Source organism: Paenibacillus sp. J31TS4 (assembly GCF_018403265.1).
In the GTDB taxonomy this organism is placed as follows: Bacteria; Bacillota; Bacilli; order Paenibacillales; family NBRC-103111; genus J31TS4.
In genome coordinates this window covers 221475-237191 of sequence record NZ_BOSI01000004.1, presented here as the reverse complement: position 1 = coordinate 237191, position 15717 = coordinate 221475, and the positions used below count along the sequence as shown (strand labels likewise).

Genomic DNA, 15717 nt, shown 5'->3' with positions numbered 1-15717 from the left:
TTCTATAACATGGAAGCAAATTGGAAGGTTTTGAAATAAAGTGGAAGGAAATAAAGGAGTAGACCAGAATAACCTTACAAAAGGTTTCATGTCCTATATTTGCAAAGGGGGGGATAGCGTGGGAGTCCGACCCAAAAAACTGGCAGACAAGTATAACATGAGCGCCAACACATTGCGGAACTACGAAGCAAAAGGGCTGCTCCCGCCTGCGGAACGATCCGCAAACGGATACCGCCTGTACACGGAACGGCATGAAGCCTATCTGGCATGCCTGCAAGCCATGGCCCCCGCGTTCGGAATGGAAGCGACGACCGAGGTGCTGCTTTGTCTTCACAGAAAGGAGCTCGACGACGCCCTGTGGATCGTCAGGGAAAGGGAGGTCCTGCTGCACCGGGAAAAGGAAAGGTTAGCTCAACTGATCAGGGAATGGAAAGCGTATGCGGAAGGCAGTCAACCATACGACGGCAACCAACGCTTTCGCATCCACGAGGTCTCCAGACAGACGGGGGTTCCCAAATCAGCTATCCGTCACTGGGAGAAAAGCGGCCTGTTCTCTACGGAGCGGGACCCAGATAACGGATACCGTCTATATAAGGAACCCCATCTTTTTAAGATCCGGATGCTGCAGGTGCTGCAGGGCGCTGTTTATTCCGAGGAGACCGTGACCCTCAAGCAATCGATTGCACAAGTAAACATACAGAACTTCGAGCAAGCGATGAACGTTGCCGAAAGGATCCAGGAGTATCTGCATACAAGGATTGGCCTGCAGATGCGAGGCATCTACTTTCTCTATCGGTTGCTTCAAGATTTGGGCTTGTCTGAAGCCTCCGAGTAACTGGCCGGTTAAGGCGGGACGAAACGCTTCGGCTATCTAGTCCCGCAGAACGCCCGCCCACGCTTCCATCAACAGCCGAATGCCGGAGTCAAGCTGGAGGGGAGGCAGGTGGAAAAAGCCGGGGCTTCTTCGTAAAATGGATGAAACGTTGGGAGAGGGAGGGGAGAGAGGTTTATGGAACGAACGAGGGAAGCGATTAGACGAAGCAAGACGCTGGCCGGACCCTTTCCGTCCTTTGTGCCGACGCATGCCAAGGAAAGTCCGTACGCTCTCTTTTTGGACTGGTTCCAAGCCGCACTCGATCATGGCGTAACGGAGCCACATGCGATGACTCTTTCGACGGCGGATCGGGACGGGTACCCGGATGCTCGCGTTCTCATCTTGAAGGACGTGGACGAGCAGGGCTGGTATTTTGCCTCCAGCTCCGCGAGCCGGAAGGGAGAACAGCTGCAGGACAATCCGTACGCCGCCTTAACCTTTTACTGGCCCCCCTTGGGACGGCAGATAAGAATACGCGGAACGGTCGGGAGGATGGGGAAGGAGCTTAGCGCCCAAGATTTTTTGAATCGGGGCGAAACAGCGAGGGCCATTGCTTTGCTGGACAGGCAAAGCACCATCCTGAGCGAGCAGGGGGAGCTCGATCGGGCGTTAGCGGACCAGTTAGCCATGGTGCGCCAAACCCCCGGCCTGGTTGCGCCAACCTGGACCTTGTACAGACTGACCGCGGAAGAAGCCGAGTTTTGGCAAGGTGATGAGGAGCGCAGGCATATCCGGCTGCGGTATACCCGAGTGGGAGAAGGGTGGACGCAGACCTGGCTGTGGCCGTGAGGTAGAATAGGGAACGAGAATATGGTAGGCCGCAAGGAAGCCGTACCGCTCCCATTTAACAAAAGAAAAAACGGGGCCGGGCGTCCTAGGACACCCGGCCTCGTCTATCGTTACGGCTGCAAGACGCGGTCCAGCCTCCAGCCACCGGGCCCCGGCTTCACCACCGCCCGGTCGAGCTTGTCGTCCTGCGTCTCCACGGCGAGAAGCAGCCCGTCCTCTACCGGCAGGATATGATGAATCTCGCCGGCAGGAGCAAGCTGCAGCGCCAGCGGGGCGAGGATCGGCCGCAGCATCTCCTCGAGCCACATCCGCTCCTGGAACCACCGCGGAGCCGGGGCGGGCGGCGGATATCCCTCCGCCGGGACGCCCAGCCGCTCCGCCAGCGCGGGGGGCTCGGTGGGCAGCGTCCAGCCCGCGCCAAGCGCAGCGACGTACCGAAGGCACAGCTCGATCGTTCGCAGCACCTCATCCTCGTCGAGGGAGCCGTTGGCATAGCGGATCTCGACGGTGCCGATGTCGTACCACGCAGCGAAGTTAAGGCCGCAGCGGTGGGATTGCGGGCGTCCCGTCCGACGCAGCGCCTCGGAGCACGGGGCTTCGCGGAAGCGGGACACCATCTCGGGCAGGACAGGCGGGCAGAACAACAGCCGATGCCCACTCGTCCTCAGCAGCCCCTCCAGCGCCTGCTGGCTGGCGAGCGCGGCCTCCAGCATCGGCAGGAGAGCGTCTTCTCCCCATGGTTCCAGCCCGACATGCACATGCAGCCCGCAGCTCCAATTGGCGAGCGCTCCCTGCTCTCTGAGCCGGCGCAGCATGGTCCGGATCTGCTCACGGTCTGCCCAGCGAATCGGCGGCGGCTTCAGCTCGCTGCCCGACTCCTCACCCGTCTCGTCTATCTGCCGCTCGTCGAGCGCCATCTCCCAGTCCGGGAGCAGCTCCAGCTCCGTCGGGGCGCCCCCGACGAATTCGATCTCCACGCCAAAGGTCAGCTCAGTCCATTCGATCGTTCTTGGCCACATTTTTGTCGTCCTCCTCTATTGGTCTTGTCCGGCTATGGCTTCGCAAGGCCAATAGGGGGTCCACGGGGTTACCGGGGGATTTTGTCGCGCATCATCGGATGGTCCTCCTTCTCGCAGAATGAGCGGTCTCGCTCGCGCCGGAGCCGATGGCTCTCCTTGGCGATTTTCATGGTGACGCAGCTGGCGGACTGGTCGGAATAGGCTCAGTAAACCGATAGATAAGGTTCGTCCAGGATCAGCTCCCGAATCTGGTAGCCAGGGATCGTAATCATGGGGATCCTCGTAGGAAAGTGATCTCCCATTATTATACAATAAGATGAGAAAAGCGTTGCGGCAAAATACCGCCGCGCCCCAAGAACTCCGTCTGAGGCTTCATGCGCCCTTGCGAAGCCCGGCAGGAACGGAAAGGAGAGAACCATGTGCTGCTCACATCGTGGCTTGAGCGGTTCGCCCCCGGGATCCGGAAGCTGCCTCCCGGAAAGCTGTCGAAGGAGGAACTGCTGGACGGGCGGTTCCTGCTCCGAGAGGAGGGGGCACTCCAAATGCATTATGCCCCGCATAACGACTGGCTGCCGGATAGTGCCAAACTCATGCTGGTCGGCATTACGCCGGGCTGGACGCAGACGGAGACCGCCTACCGGATCGCCCGGGACGAGCTGCAGCGAGGCCGTTCGCTGGAGGAGGCCGCCCGCGCCGCGAAGGAGGGAGCCCGGTACGCCGGCCCGATGAGGCGTCACCTCGTAGCCATGCTCGATGAGCTGGAGCTCGACCGGGCGCTAGGGCTATCTACCTGCGAGGAGGCGTTTGCCGGCTGCGGCGGGCCGCTCCACACGACGTCCCTCCTTCGGCACCCGGTCTTCGTCGAGGGGAGCAACTACAATGGGCACCGGCCCTCGCTCCTCGGCACGGACTGGCTGCGGGAGACGGCTGTCCGCTCCTTCGAGGAAGAGTGGCGGCGGCTGGACGGCCCGTATCTGATCCCGCTCGGCCAGGCCGTCGAGCAGGTGCTCAGCCTGCTGGCCGCCGAGGGAAGACTCGACGGGAGCCGCTGCCTGTGGGGCTTCCCGCATCCGTCGGGGAGCAACGGCCACCGGCACCGGCAATTCCGGGAAAGGCGCGACGAGCTGCGAGCGGCCGTCCGTCGGGCTTTTCGTTGAAGGAGGAGACGCGGCAAGGGCGGGGAACCGGCGGACGCGGGAGAGGGGCCGGTTCGGGGATGCCGGACCATGGTGATTCCAAAAGATCGTTCCGTCAGACGATTGCCGCGCGCCCCGCAACCGACTATACTTTTGCTAGCGGCGCGGATGCCGCCGGACCGCAGGCTGCGCTCCAGCCGCAGGTTCAATTCTACATAGGGGGTATGATCCATGTCCCAAGCCATGGTCAACACCGCAAAGACGGTCCGCCGGATGGCGATTGGCCGCCTGCAGGGAGTTCCGGAGGAGCTGTTCGATGTCCAGCCGGCCCCGTTCAACAACACGATTCGCTGGAATATCGGGCATATGGCCGTGACGCTCGACCAGTTCCTCTCCAGGTTTTTGCCGTTCGACTCCAAGCTTCCGGAGAGCTACGCAGCATTGTTCTCTTCCGGCACTCGTCCGGCCGATTGGACGATCGAGCCTCCCTCCAAGGAAGAGCTGTTGGGGTACCTGTCGGAGCAGCTGGAGAATCTCGGCACGATCCCGGCCGAGGCGCTCGACAAGGCGCTGCCCGAGCCGTTCCTGCTCGGCACCATGCGCTTCGACACGGTAGGCGAAATCTTCTCGTTCGCCTTCATTCACGAGGCGATGCACCTGACGACGGCGGCCAACCTGGCGAAGCTCGCCTCCCAGCCGCAGGCGTAACGGCCGCCCGACGGCACGGCCTTCCGCTCAGGCAGAATTCAAAATGCCGGCTGCCCTGCGCGCAGCCGGCTTTTTTGTCGTGCGTGGAGGAGGGAGCCGGTAGAACGTCACGGAGGCGGAGGAGAAAGAGTCGGCCTTTTGTCACAACTGTCAGACTATTCGAACGAATTTGGGTTCGTCCGGTTTTAGGTCGTCCGGCATTGGGTAAATAGGAACCGGGCCTGCGGAGGCCTGCGCGGTACCCTGTCTGCCCTGCATACATAACGCAAGACCCGGCCGCCGCACTCCGCTTTCCGGCCTGCACCGCCATAAACGGAAGAGACGTTCCAGCGGAACGGCTCTGCCGATCATGCGAAGGAGGAAGCGAACCTATGACCCGACAACCGAACGACGAACGCGACCCTAAGCAGTCCACCGCCAAGGACCGGCAGCTGAACGACTTTACCGTGGACGACCGTGGCCAGAAGCTGACGACGAACCACGGCCTCCGCCTGACCGATACGGAGCATTCCCTCAAGGCCGGCGACCGCGGGCCTACCCTCATGGAGGACTTTCACTTCCGGGAAAAGATGACCCACTTCGATCACGAGCGTATTCCGGAGCGCGTCGTGCATGCGCGGGGCTTCGGGGCGCACGGCTATTTTCAGGTGTACGAGCCGATGACCAAGTATACGAAAGCGAAGTTTCTGCAGGACCCGTCGGTCCGCACGCCGGTATTCGTCCGCTTCTCGACGGTGGCGGGCTCGCGGGGCTCGGCCGACACAGTGCGCGACGTCCGCGGCTTCGCGACCAAGTTCTATACGGAAGAAGGCAATTACGACCTGGTCGGCAATAACATGCCGGTCTTCTTCATTCAGGACGCCATCAAATTCCCGGATTTCGTCCACGCCGTCAAGCCGGAGCCGCATAACGAGATGCCGCAGGCATCGACGGCGCACGATACGCTCTGGGATTTCGTCGGGCAGAACACGGAGAGCGCCCATATGATCATGTGGGCGATGTCGGACCGCTCGTTCCCTCGCAGCTACCGAATGATGGAGGGCTTCGGCGTTCATACGTTCCGCTTCGTCAACGAGCAGGGCGAGGCGCACTTCGTCAAGTTCCACTGGAAGCCTGTGCTCGGCGTCCATTCGCTCGTCTGGGACGAGACCCAGAAGGTGGCGGGCAAGGACCCCGATTTCAACCGGCGCGACCTGTGGGAAGCGATCGAATCGGGCAACTACCCGGAATTTGAATTCGGCGTCCAGCTGATCAAGGAAGAGGATGAATTCAACTTCGACTTCGATATTCTGGATCCGACGAAGATTTGGCCAGAGGAGCTCGTGCCCGTGAAGCTCATCGGGAAGATGACGCTGAACCGGAACACGGACAATTTCTTCGCCGAGACGGAGCAGATCGCGTTCCATCCCGGGCACGTCGTGCCGGGCATCGACTTCACGAACGATCCGCTGCTGCAAGGCCGGCTGTTCTCCTATACGGATACTCAGCTGACCCGGCTCGGCGGTCCGAACTTCCATGAGATCCCGATCAACCGCTCCGTGGCGCCGGTGCATAACAACCAGCGGGACGGCATGCACCGGATGACGATCAACCGGGGCCAGACAAGCTATCACAAAAACTCGCTCTCCGGGAACACGCCGGAGCCCGCTTCCACGGCCGAGGGCGGCTACGAGCATTATACCGAGAAGGTAGAGGGGCGCAAGGTCCGGCAGCGCAGCGACAGCTTCAAGGACCATTACAGCCAGGCGACGCTGTTCTGGAACAGCATGTCCGACGTCGAAAAGGACCATATCGTCAGCGCGTTCCACTTCGAGCTCGGCAAGGTGCAGAGCAAGGAGATCCGGCAGCGGGTCGTCGACGTGTTCAGCAACGTCGATGAAGTGCTCGCGGCCCGGATCGCCGAGGGCATCGGCGCGGTGCCTCCGGCGGATCCGAAGCCGTCGCCCGTCACGCTCGTATCTCCCGCGCTCAGCATGATGAACAGTGCCAAGTCGCCGCTGACGCGCAAGGTGGCGGTGCTGGCCGCGGACGGCTTCCAGGAGGCGGAGCTGAGCGAAGTGACCAAGGCGTTCAAGGACGCCGGCATCGTCGCGGATCTGATCAGCATCCGGCAAGGGCCGATCAAGGGACAGGACGGACGCGAGGTCGAGGCGAACCAGTCGCTGCTGACGGCCGACTCGGTGCTGTACGACGCCGTCTACGTGGCCGGGGGCCGGAAGAGCGTGGATGCGCTGCTCGCGCATCCGAAGCCGGCGGTCTTCGTCAAGGAGGCGTTCCAGCACTTCAAGCCGATTGCCGCGGTAGGCGAAGGAGCCGATCTGCTGCTCGCCGCAGGCGTCGGAGCCAAAGCCGTCGCTCCGGCGGATGCCGTGGACCCGGCCGCCGCGCTCGCAGCGGTGCCCGGCGTCGTGGTTGCGCAGGATGCGAGCGCGCTCGGCAGCTTCAGCGAGGCGTTCATCGCCGCGATTGCCGAGCATCGCCACTGGGCGCGGGTGCTGTAGGCCGTCCGCTGTAGGCGGTCGCTGGGCAACGGTCGTCGGGAGAAGCGGGCCGAATACGGGAAGATCATCAGGCAGGTCGCTCCCTTAAGCTCATCCGGCAAGGTTTAGTTTTGGCCGTTCGCTCCTTCGGGAGCGGGCGGCTTTTTTGCTGCACGCAGGCTGAGATTCCATTTCGCGGATGGCGGAGAGCTTCCGGTTCATGGAAAAAGTCTTGAGCCTCACGTAACGGTAGCCCTTATCCTCGTTGTTGAGGCAAGCCGGCGGGAACGGCCGGACGCCTCGGTAAAGGAGGAGAAGAGAAATGGAAAAGGAAATACCGGACTTTTATCCAATGCCTATGTTCGTCAAGCTGGAGGTGGCCGATCTCGCCCGTGCGACGGCCTGGTATGAGGAAGCGCTGGGCTTCCGCTCTGTCTACGCGATGGAAGGAATGGCGCACGTGCGCGGCGCGCGGTACCAGGATCTGATGCTGCTTGCGGGCGGAGCGCCGGACGGACCGAGAGGGAGGGGGATGACGATCAACTTCGCGGCGGAGCCGGAGGCGCTGGATGCTCTTGCCCGGCGGGCGTCTCTTGCCGGAGAGGATGTTGAAGGCCCCATTCTCCGGCCATGGAACGCCAGGGAGCTCGTCGTTCGGGACCTGGACGGGTACGTGCTGACGTTCTCCGCTCCGGTCGATACGAACCGGTCGTTCGACGATGTGATGAAGGACGTCCAGGCATAGGATGCGGGACATGCTGGTGAGGCAGCCGGCAAGCCCGGGCAGGCGGGAGCTTTCCGTCTTCCTGTGGAAGGAGCGGGTTCGGGAGATAGCCACAAAAGGGGGAAAACTACTAGTAGCTTTCTAGGAAGGGCCGTGAGAGAATGGGAGAGAGGCGGATGCCGGGCGGCTGACAGCCGAGGCCTCCGAACCACACCATAGATACCGAGAGAGGAAGATCGAATCAGAATGACTTCACCGGACAAGGGCGGATGGCGGAAAGAGATCGCGCCTTACGAAAAGCCTCGCATGAAACACAGTGTGTGGCAGCTAATCAACACGATGGTTCCTTTCTTTCTGCTCTGGTTTTTCGCCTATTGGAGTCTATCTTTTTCTTATTGGCTGACTCTTGTTTTTGCGATCCCGGCCGGCGTTTTCTTGATCCGGGTGTTCATCATCTTCCATGACTGCTGCCACAAGTCGTTTTTTCGCAGCAAGCTGGCGAATGAGATCGTCGGAACGATCACCGGCATTCTCACCTTCTGTCCGTACTACCAGTGGCGGCACAGCCACTCCGTCCATCATGCGACGAGCGGCAATCTGACCAAGCGGGGCGTCGGCGACATATGGACGCTGACGGTGAACGAATACTTGGACGCGCCGCCTCTGCGGCGGCTCGCTTACCGGCTATACCGCAATCCGTTCATCATGTTCGGGCTCGGACCGATCTATATCTTCCTGATCGACTACCGCTTCAACCGCAAGCGGGCTGGCCTACGGGAACGTTTCAATACCTATTTGACCAATTTTGCTCTCGTGGCGATCGGCGGCCTGCTGTGCTGGCTGCTCGGCTGGCAGTCATACGTCTTGATTCAAGCGCCGATCTTCTTCGTATCGGGGGCGTCGGGCATCTGGCTGTTTTATGTCCAGCATCAATTCGAGGAAGGCTATTACGAGCAGGATGAGAATTGGGATTATGTGAAGGCGGCGCTGCAGGGAAGCTCCTATTATCGGCTGCCGAGGATTCTGCACTGGCTGACCGGCAATATCGGATTCCACCACATCCATCATCTAAGCCCGCGTGTGCCCAATTACTACCTGGAGTCGGTTCACAACAAGAACCGGATGTTCCAGGAGGTGGAGGGCATTACGCTCCTGTCCAGCTTGAAATCGCTCAAGTTCCGAATTTGGGACGAGACGACCAAGGATTTCATCAGCTTCAAGGAACTGAAGCGGCTGGCGGCGGAGCGCAAGCTTCAGACCACCGGGGTTTGACGCAGGATCAGAAAGAGGGGCTGCCCCGAAGCGGATCCATCCGCTGGCGGGACAGCCCCTTTTTGATGATTGGCTGCAAGCCGGAGTACAAGCCCCGGCCGGGCGGGGAGGGTCAGGTCGGCTGCATCGTCTCCAGCTCGTAGCGGACCTTGTCGATCAGGAGGCGGGAGGCGTTGGAGAAGTGCTTGTCGGCGGAGCGCAGCCAGCCGAGGTAGCGCGGCGGTATCGGCCCCGGTGCGGCCAGCGGAAGCGTGACGAGATCGCTTCCGGCTCCCCGAAAGGAGAAGTCTAGCCCGACGGTGGCGGCCAAGCCTTCCAGAACCGCCCGGCGGATCGTCTCGGTGTGGTTGGTCGAGAACAGGACGTTCATCGGCCCTGCTTTCTCCTCGAGCTGCTTGAGATAGGCGCTGACCGATTCGTCCTTGTACAGCACAAGCGGCAAGGCGGCGAGTTCTTCGGGGGCGACCGTGTGATGGAAGCGCAGAGGCGATTGGCGGTTGACCGCTACGACGAGCCGCACTTCCATCAGCTTGCCGAAGATCAAGCCTTCGAGCCGATCCGCCTGCTCCTCGGTCAGCACGGTCAGCCCGAGGTCGATCCGATTGTGCCGGATGCCCTCGAGAATTTCCTGGGTGCCGTCCTCCAAAATCTCGATCCGAATGTTCGGATAATCATGCTTGAACGCCATCAGCGATTCCAGGACGACGGACAGCGGGCCGGGGATGGACGCGAGCCGGATCTCGCCGCTCTGGGTATTGGTGACGGCGGCGGCTTCGTCCCGAAGCTCCTGCAGCTTGCTGACCACCTCGATCGCCCGGCGGATGATGCGCCGGCCCTCTACCGTGGGAGTCGAGCCTTGCCGGGATCGTGTGAACAGGACGACGCCGAGCTCCGACTCGAGCCCCGAGATGGACTGGCTGACGGCGGAGAGGGTAATGTTCAGATTGCTCGCAGCGCCTGTCAGGGAGCCGGTTTTGGCCACCTCCACGATACATTCCAGCTGCTCCAGATGCATATGGCTTTTTCCTCCAGTCGATCGTGAATCTTCCTAATAGCCACTATAGCCAATGGCCCTGAGCGGAGCAAGGCGGCCCGGCTATATGATATCGTTTCACTATGAAAATAGCCTTGTAGGATGGAGGGTTGTTCATGGAATGCCTGGGATGTAGAATCGCTAACGGAATGGAGCCCAACCTGAATCTTGTTTTTGAAAACGAACGGATTGCTTGTGTGCTTGATATCGCTCCGTTTAATGAAGGGCACATCCTGATCCTCCCCAAAAACCATTATGGGGATGTCGAAGAAATGGAGTCTCAGACTGCTTATGCTATCATGGATGCTTCCCAAAAACTCTCCATTGTCTTGAAGAAATTGTTTAGCCCTGATGGGATAACCATTTGTCAAAATGGAGGGAAATTTAACGATCTGACCCATTACCATATGCATCTCATTCCAAGGTATGAAGGCGATGGATTTGCCTGGAGCGAACCACTGCACCCGCACGGTGCCGAAAAACGATTAAGCCAAACCAAAGAGAAGATTCTAAAGGCACTAATGGAAGAGAGAAGGAGCCGATGAAGACTCCTTCTCTTCTTGAAAATCACATTTTAGTGAAACATAGCTTTGTGCAAAAAAAAAAGAGCCGCCTGTTCAGGCGGCTGCTCCATGAGGGAAACAAGAGTTCTATTTATTTGAAGGAAGCGTAGCCTTGGTCGACCATGACGACGCTGCCGTTAATCGCTTCCGCTTCGTCCAGCGAAACGAGATAGACCGACTTGGCGACGGTCTCGGGTTTGGTCAGCTCGCCGCCCATCACCTTCTGGCGCATGCTGTCGATCATGCCGGCGTCCTTGTACCCCTGGATAATAGGCGTATCGACGGCGCCAGGTGCGACTGCCACGACCCGGATGCCGTGCGGAGCCAGCTCGAGGGCGGCAGACTTGCTCATCATGATCACGGCGCCTTTGGTCGCATGGTAAGCAAAGGTGCCGGGCGACGCCAGGAAGCCGAAGACCGAGGCGGTGTTGATGATGACGCCGCGGATGCCGAGCTCCTTCATTTTGTTGCCGGCCGCCATAATGCCGTAAGCGACGCCGTGCTGGTTGACCGCGATCGTCCGGTGATACAGGTCCATGTTCTGGCTCAGTACCGGACCGGCGCCGCCGATCCCTGCGTTATTGAACATGACGTCGATTCGGCCGTATGCTTGTACGGCTTGGTCGACGAGGGCATTCACGCTCTCTTGCTTGGATACGTCGACTTGGATAAAGATGGCTTCTCCGCCCTCCGCCTCGATCATTTCGACCGTTTCACGTCCGGCGGCTTCATTGAAGTCCGCGACGACGACCCGGTCGCCCTTGCGGGCAAACTGCAGGCAGGTTTCTCTTCCGATACCGCTTGCTCCGCCGGTAATGACGGCTACGCGTTTTGTCATAGTGGTTGCCTCCTTATTGCGGGCTGGGTGCCCGTCCCCTTGCAGGGGTATCCGGTCCTCGCGGCGAACCGTTGTCCGTCCGTCGCTGCAAGGGCCGATATCAATAGTTTAGACCTCCCTTTTAATTAAGTAAATTTAAACCTTTTTAAGTATGCTTTAACTATACTTAAGTAAAGACATAGCGGAGGTGCCAAGAGAGGAACGCTGCCAAGAGAGGGGACACCCAGCAGAGCCGCCGAGAGATGAACGCCAAGTGAGGGGATACCCAGCAAGCTGCCAAGAGATGAACGCCAGGAGAGGGACGACAGCAGAGCCGGCCGGGAGGTGGGCGGGGGGACACACCCGGCCCGATCCGTTACCGAAGAATACACGGTAGGAAGGCAGCGCAAACAGGCGCCCCAGCAAGGGCGCCTGTCTTAGACTCGGCTGGTCCGGTACCGGCCAGCTTAATCCCGGAAAATCTCGCTGGTCGCTTCCGCTTCCTCTGCCGTGAGTTCTATATCCAGCGTTTTGAGATTGTTCGTCACCTGTTCCGGCTTTTTGGCCTGGGATGGGGGAGAAAAGTGCCGTCCGAGTCCCGGCTTAGGCTTGCCGCTCGAACCGCTGGACGATCTCGACGATCACCTGGATCGCCTTCAGCATGTTGTCCACCGATATGTACTCGAATTTGCCGTGATAGTTCTCGCCGCCGGTAAAGATGTTCGGCGTGGGAAGGCCCATGAACGACAGCTGGGAGCCGTCGGTCCCCCCGCGGATCGGCTTGATGATCGGCTCGATCCCGAGGCTGCGCATCGCCTGCTCGGCAATGTCGACGATTTCCTTGACCGGCTCGATCTTCTCGCGCATGTTGTAGTATTGGTCCTTCATCTCCAGCTCGACGCTGTTCGGTCCGTACTCGCCACGGAGCTCCTCGGCAATTCGCTCCATCGTCGCCTTGCGGGCGTTGAACTTCTCCCGGTCGTGGTCACGGATGATGTAGCGCAGCTCGGTCCGTTCAACGTCTCCCTTGATGGAGTTCAGATGATAGAAGCCTTCGTATCCTTCGGTATGCTCCGGCGCCTCTTGGACCGGCAGCCGGCTGTTGAATGCCATGGCGATCTTTGTCGAGTTGACCATCTTGCCCTTGGCGGTGCCGGGGTGCACATTGGTGCCCTTGAACGTCAGCTTGGCGGACGCGGCGTTAAAGCTCTCGTACTCCAGCTCCCCGAGCGGCCCGCCGTCCATCGTGTAGGCGAACTTAGCGTCGAAGGCCGCTACGTCGAAGCGGTGCGGTCCGCGGCCGATCTCTTCGTCTGGGGTGAAGGCGACGCGGATGCGGCCGTGCTTGATCTCCGGATGATGGATGAGGTACGCCATCGCGGTCATGATCTCGGCGACGCCGGCTTTGTTGTCCGCGCCGAGTAGCGTCGTGCCGTCCGTCGTGATGAGGGTGTGGCCCTTGTAGCCGGCCAGCTCCGGAAATTCGCGGGGCGACAGAACGACGTTAAGCCCTTCGTTCAGTACCAGGTCGCCGCCATCGTAATTCTCCACCAGCTGAGGATTGACGTTCTTGCCAGTGAAATCGGTCGCCGTGTCGACGTGGGCGAGGAAGCCGATCGTGGGGACCTCCTTGTCCGTGTTGGCCGGCAGCGTCGCCATGACGTATCCGTTGTCGTCTATGGTGATGTCCTGCATCCCGATCTCCCGGAGCTCCTCCACGAGCATGCGGGCGAGCGTCAGCTGCCCGGGTGTGGACGGGCACGTCTCGCTGCTTTCGTCGGATTGGGTATCCACTTTGACGTAGGAGGTGAAACGTGCAATCAATTCCTCTTTCATATCCTTCATCCCTTCGTAGGTTCTATCCAAGCTTGCTACCCATTAGTGTAGCACGTTCCGGGCATTTTCGGCATCGGGGGCGCCGGTTCGGCAAAACCGCTGATTGCACGCGGACGGCCGGGAGAGGATTTTCCTCCGCCCCTACCCAGCCGCGGTTAAGCGGGCTCGGCTTCCATCTCGCGCTTGGCCTCGGCCAGCAGCTCGTATGAATGGAGCCGGGCTTCGGGGTCGTAGATCTGGGCGGCGACGATCAGCTCGTCGGCACCCGTCTCTTGGAGCACGAGCGGGAGCTGACGCTTGATGGTCTCCTTGGTGCCGGCGATCGTATAGCCGAGCGTCTTGCGGACGAGCATCTCCTCCTGCTCCGACCACAGCGGGGCCATGCTGTCCACCGGCGGCAGCAGTGGACCTGTCCTTCCCCGGATCAGGTTCAGGAACTGCTGCTGCTGCGAGGTTGCGAGTCTCCGGGCTTCCTCATCGCTGTCTGCGGCGATGATGTTGACCGCCACCATAGCGTGCGGCTCCGAGAGGTCGTCGGACGGCTGGAAGCCGCTCCGGTACAGATCGAGCGCCGGCAGCAGATAGTCCGGGGCAAAATGGCTCGCGAACGCGAACGGAAGCCCCAGCTGGGAGGCGAGCCGGGCGCTGAACCCGCTTGAGCCGAGCAGCCAGATCGGGATCGAGAGGCCCTCGCCCGGGATAGCCCGCACGCGGGACGTCGGAGCGCTGTGGGCGGCCGGGTGGAAGTAGGCGCGCAGCTCTTCGAGCTGCGCGGGGAAGTCGCTGCCGTCGCTGCCGAGCCCGCGCCGCAGCGCTCGGGCCGTCATCTGATCGGAGCCCGGCGCACGGCCGAGGCCGAGGTCGATCCGCCCGGGGAAGAGCGACTCGAGCGTGCCGAATTGCTCGGCGATGACGAGCGGGGCGTGATTTGGCAGCATGATGCCGCCGGAGCCGACGCGGATCGTCTTGGTGCCGGCGGCGACATGCCCGATGACGACGGACGTCGCCGAGCTGGCGATGCCGGGCATGTTGTGATGCTCCGCCAGCCAAAACCGGCGGTAGCCCCACCGCTCGGCATGCTGGGCGAGCTCGAGCGAGCGCCGCAGCGATTCCGCCGGTGAGCCCCCCGCTGTGATGGGGGCCAGATCGAGTATGGATAATGGAACCATGAGGATCCCTCCTAGGATAGTAATGGGGAAGAAAAGGCCGTTACGGGTAGACAGTTCTCATATCTAGATATCGAACATTCTAGATATGAGTAGAAGGCTCGGCGAAACGGCCGCGCTTCCTCCCGTGGAAACCGCCCGCCGCTCGCCGCCCTCCGTCACACCTGCTCGCCGATGAAGGCGGCCAGCTCCCGAAGCGTTCGCTCGTTGCGGCGGTAATAGGTCCACTGGCCGCGCCGCGCCGCTTCGACCAGGCCGGCCCGCTGGAGCAGGAGCAGATAGTGGGAGACGGTCGACTGGGACAATCCGGCTTTCTCCTGGATATGGCTGACGCATACGCCGAGCGACAGTCCGTCTCCTCCCTCGTGAACAGGGAAATGCTTCTCGGGCTCCTTGAGCCAAGAGAGGATTCGCAATCTTGTTTCGTTGGATAACGCTTTGAAGATGAGAATAGGGTCCATACGATCCATTGTATCGAAAAACCTCGATAGGTCAATTTAGCAGGGGGATATCCGCCAGTGCCGTGAGACGGTCCGGCCGCCGGCGGCCGGACCCCGGCTTCAACAGGCTATTGCGGGTTCGTGGTCCAGATCCCGGCCGTCTTGACGAAGACCCGTTCCGGCAGACGCAGCGTCGCCAGGATAAGCTCAGCCACGTCCTCAGGCTGCATCATCCGGTCTTCCTCGCCGATTTTGAGTCCTGCGTTGACTGCGAGATCCGTGTTCACGGTGCTTGGCGTCAGGGCGGTGACGCGGATGTTCGACTTGCGGACCTCCTGCAGCAGCGACTCGGTGAAGCCAAGCACAGCGAATTTGGATGCGCAGTAGGCCGAGCCGGTCGCGAAGCCCTTTTCGCCGGCGGTCGACGCGACGTTGAGAATGGTGCCGGACTTGCGCTCCAGCATCGAAGGCAGCACGGCCCGCGTGACGTAGTAGGTTCCCATCATGTTCACCTGCAGGATGCGCTGCCAGTCGGCCGGATCCATCTCCATCACCGTGCCGAATTGGGCGATGCCGGCGTTGTTAATAAGGATATCGACCGTGCCCAGCTGGCCGATCAGCTGGCCGATGGCCGAGTTGACCTCTTCCTCGCTTGCCACGTCCGCGGTCGCCCAATAAACGTCGACGCCGTACTCCGTCTTTAATTCTCCCTGTAGCGCCTCCAGATCGGCGCGGGTGCGAGCAACCAGGCCGAGGCGAACGCCTTCCTTGGCGAGCGCCTCCGCCGCTGCTTTGCCGATTCCTTTGCCGGCACCGGTAATAATGGCGGTCTTGTTTCTGAAGTCCATGCTCAACACTCC

The 15717-nt window shown here is 60.8% G+C and carries 15 protein-coding genes; 8 read left to right on the top strand and 7 right to left on the bottom strand.

Annotation, left to right across the window (positions count from 1 at the left end):
- Positions 1 to 88: 88 nt before the first annotated feature.
- Together KJS47_RS18460 and KJS47_RS18455 are read left to right on the top strand one after the other, a co-directional pair.
- Entirely contained in the window at positions 89 to 835 is a 747-nt protein-coding gene (locus KJS47_RS18460; RefSeq protein WP_283772095.1) for a MerR family DNA-binding transcriptional regulator, read from the top strand.
- 174 nt (positions 836 to 1009) lie between these two features.
- Entirely contained in the window at positions 1010 to 1663 is a 654-nt protein-coding gene (locus KJS47_RS18455) for a pyridoxine/pyridoxamine 5'-phosphate oxidase (RefSeq protein ID WP_213526541.1), read from the top strand.
- 110 nt (positions 1664 to 1773) lie between these two features.
- On the opposite strand, the gene KJS47_RS18450 is transcribed toward KJS47_RS18455, so the two are convergent.
- Complete coding sequence (locus KJS47_RS18450; RefSeq protein WP_213526540.1) at positions 1774 to 2682, bottom strand: amidoligase family protein; 909 nt, start codon at positions 2680 to 2682, stop codon at positions 1774 to 1776.
- 419 nt (positions 2683 to 3101) lie between these two features.
- Between KJS47_RS18450 and KJS47_RS18445 the strand changes: the two genes are divergently transcribed.
- From KJS47_RS18445 to desA, 5 genes are all read left to right on the top strand, one after another.
- Positions 3102 to 3839 (top strand): hypothetical protein, encoded by a 738-nt coding sequence (locus tag KJS47_RS18445; protein ID WP_213526539.1) that lies wholly within the window; start codon positions 3102 to 3104, stop codon positions 3837 to 3839.
- Between the two features lie 210 nt (positions 3840 to 4049).
- Positions 4050 to 4526, top strand: a complete 477-nt coding sequence (locus KJS47_RS18440; protein ID WP_213526538.1) for a DinB family protein — start codon at positions 4050 to 4052, stop codon at positions 4524 to 4526.
- 371 nt (positions 4527 to 4897) lie between these two features.
- Positions 4898 to 7027, top strand: coding sequence for a catalase (locus KJS47_RS18435; RefSeq protein WP_213526537.1), 2130 nt, complete (start codon positions 4898 to 4900; stop codon positions 7025 to 7027).
- Between the two features lie 301 nt (positions 7028 to 7328).
- Positions 7329 to 7751 carry a VOC family protein gene (locus KJS47_RS18430; RefSeq protein WP_213526536.1) on the top strand — a complete coding sequence of 141 codons (423 nt, stop codon included), beginning with the start codon at positions 7329 to 7331 and terminating at the stop codon, positions 7749 to 7751.
- A 225-nt stretch (positions 7752 to 7976) separates the two neighbouring features.
- On the top strand, positions 7977 to 9002 hold the full coding sequence (desA, locus tag KJS47_RS18425) for a Delta(5) desaturase DesA (RefSeq protein ID WP_213526535.1): 1026 nt from the start codon (positions 7977 to 7979) through the stop codon (positions 9000 to 9002).
- Positions 9003 to 9114: 112 nt separating this feature from the next.
- Here the strand turns inward: desA and KJS47_RS18420 are convergent, their stop codons facing one another.
- A complete protein-coding gene (locus KJS47_RS18420) occupies positions 9115 to 10017 on the bottom strand; it encodes a LysR family transcriptional regulator (RefSeq protein WP_213526534.1) in 903 nt (300 codons plus the stop codon).
- Positions 10018 to 10151: 134 nt separating this feature from the next.
- Between KJS47_RS18420 and KJS47_RS18415 the strand changes: the two genes are divergently transcribed.
- Positions 10152 to 10580: an HIT family protein gene (locus tag KJS47_RS18415; RefSeq protein ID WP_213526533.1), complete on the top strand. Its 429-nt coding sequence runs from the start codon at positions 10152 to 10154 to the stop codon at positions 10578 to 10580.
- A 109-nt stretch (positions 10581 to 10689) separates the two neighbouring features.
- Here KJS47_RS18415 and KJS47_RS18410 read toward each other — a convergent pair whose 3' ends face one another.
- From KJS47_RS18410 to KJS47_RS18390, 5 genes are all read right to left on the bottom strand, one after another.
- Positions 10690 to 11436, bottom strand: a complete 747-nt coding sequence (locus KJS47_RS18410) for an SDR family NAD(P)-dependent oxidoreductase (protein WP_213526532.1) — start codon at positions 11434 to 11436, stop codon at positions 10690 to 10692.
- Positions 11437 to 12018: 582 nt separating this feature from the next.
- Positions 12019 to 13251 carry a peptidase T gene (gene pepT, locus KJS47_RS18405; protein ID WP_213526531.1) on the bottom strand — a complete coding sequence of 411 codons (1233 nt, stop codon included), beginning with the start codon at positions 13249 to 13251 and terminating at the stop codon, positions 12019 to 12021.
- Between the two features lie 155 nt (positions 13252 to 13406).
- Positions 13407 to 14420 carry an LLM class flavin-dependent oxidoreductase gene (locus KJS47_RS18400; RefSeq protein WP_213526530.1) on the bottom strand — a complete coding sequence of 338 codons (1014 nt, stop codon included), beginning with the start codon at positions 14418 to 14420 and terminating at the stop codon, positions 13407 to 13409.
- A gap of 155 nt (positions 14421 to 14575) precedes the next feature.
- Positions 14576 to 14878 carry an ArsR/SmtB family transcription factor gene (locus KJS47_RS18395; RefSeq protein WP_213526725.1) on the bottom strand — a complete coding sequence of 101 codons (303 nt, stop codon included), beginning with the start codon at positions 14876 to 14878 and terminating at the stop codon, positions 14576 to 14578.
- 107 nt (positions 14879 to 14985) lie between these two features.
- Positions 14986 to 15705, bottom strand: a complete 720-nt coding sequence (locus tag KJS47_RS18390) for a 3-ketoacyl-ACP reductase (protein WP_213526529.1) — start codon at positions 15703 to 15705, stop codon at positions 14986 to 14988.
- Positions 15706 to 15717: the final 12 nt, after the last annotated feature.

Excerpts from the sequence above, each read along its gene's own strand:
- KJS47_RS18460 (WP_283772095.1), top strand. The coding sequence starts at position 89 with ATGTCCTATATTTGCAAAGGGGGGGATAGCGTGGGAGTCCGACCCAAA.
- KJS47_RS18455 (WP_213526541.1), top strand. The coding sequence starts at position 1,010 with ATGGAACGAACGAGGGAAGCGATTAGACGAAGCAAGACGCTGGCCGGA.
- KJS47_RS18450 (WP_213526540.1), bottom strand. The coding sequence starts at position 2,682 with ATGTGGCCAAGAACGATCGAATGGACTGAGCTGACCTTTGGCGTGGAG.
- KJS47_RS18440 (WP_213526538.1), top strand. The coding sequence starts at position 4,050 with ATGTCCCAAGCCATGGTCAACACCGCAAAGACGGTCCGCCGGATGGCG.
- KJS47_RS18435 (WP_213526537.1), top strand. The coding sequence starts at position 4,898 with ATGACCCGACAACCGAACGACGAACGCGACCCTAAGCAGTCCACCGCC.
- KJS47_RS18430 (WP_213526536.1), top strand. The coding sequence starts at position 7,329 with ATGGAAAAGGAAATACCGGACTTTTATCCAATGCCTATGTTCGTCAAG.
- desA (WP_213526535.1), top strand. The coding sequence starts at position 7,977 with ATGACTTCACCGGACAAGGGCGGATGGCGGAAAGAGATCGCGCCTTAC.
- KJS47_RS18420 (WP_213526534.1), bottom strand. The coding sequence starts at position 10,017 with ATGCATCTGGAGCAGCTGGAATGTATCGTGGAGGTGGCCAAAACCGGC.
- KJS47_RS18415 (WP_213526533.1), top strand. The coding sequence starts at position 10,152 with ATGGAATGCCTGGGATGTAGAATCGCTAACGGAATGGAGCCCAACCTG.
- KJS47_RS18410 (WP_213526532.1), bottom strand. The coding sequence starts at position 11,436 with ATGACAAAACGCGTAGCCGTCATTACCGGCGGAGCAAGCGGTATCGGA.
- pepT (WP_213526531.1), bottom strand. The coding sequence starts at position 13,251 with ATGAAAGAGGAATTGATTGCACGTTTCACCTCCTACGTCAAAGTGGAT.
- KJS47_RS18400 (WP_213526530.1), bottom strand. The coding sequence starts at position 14,420 with ATGGTTCCATTATCCATACTCGATCTGGCCCCCATCACAGCGGGGGGC.
- KJS47_RS18395 (WP_213526725.1), bottom strand. The coding sequence starts at position 14,878 with ATGGACCCTATTCTCATCTTCAAAGCGTTATCCAACGAAACAAGATTG.
- KJS47_RS18390 (WP_213526529.1), bottom strand. The coding sequence starts at position 15,705 with ATGGACTTCAGAAACAAGACCGCCATTATTACCGGTGCCGGCAAAGGA.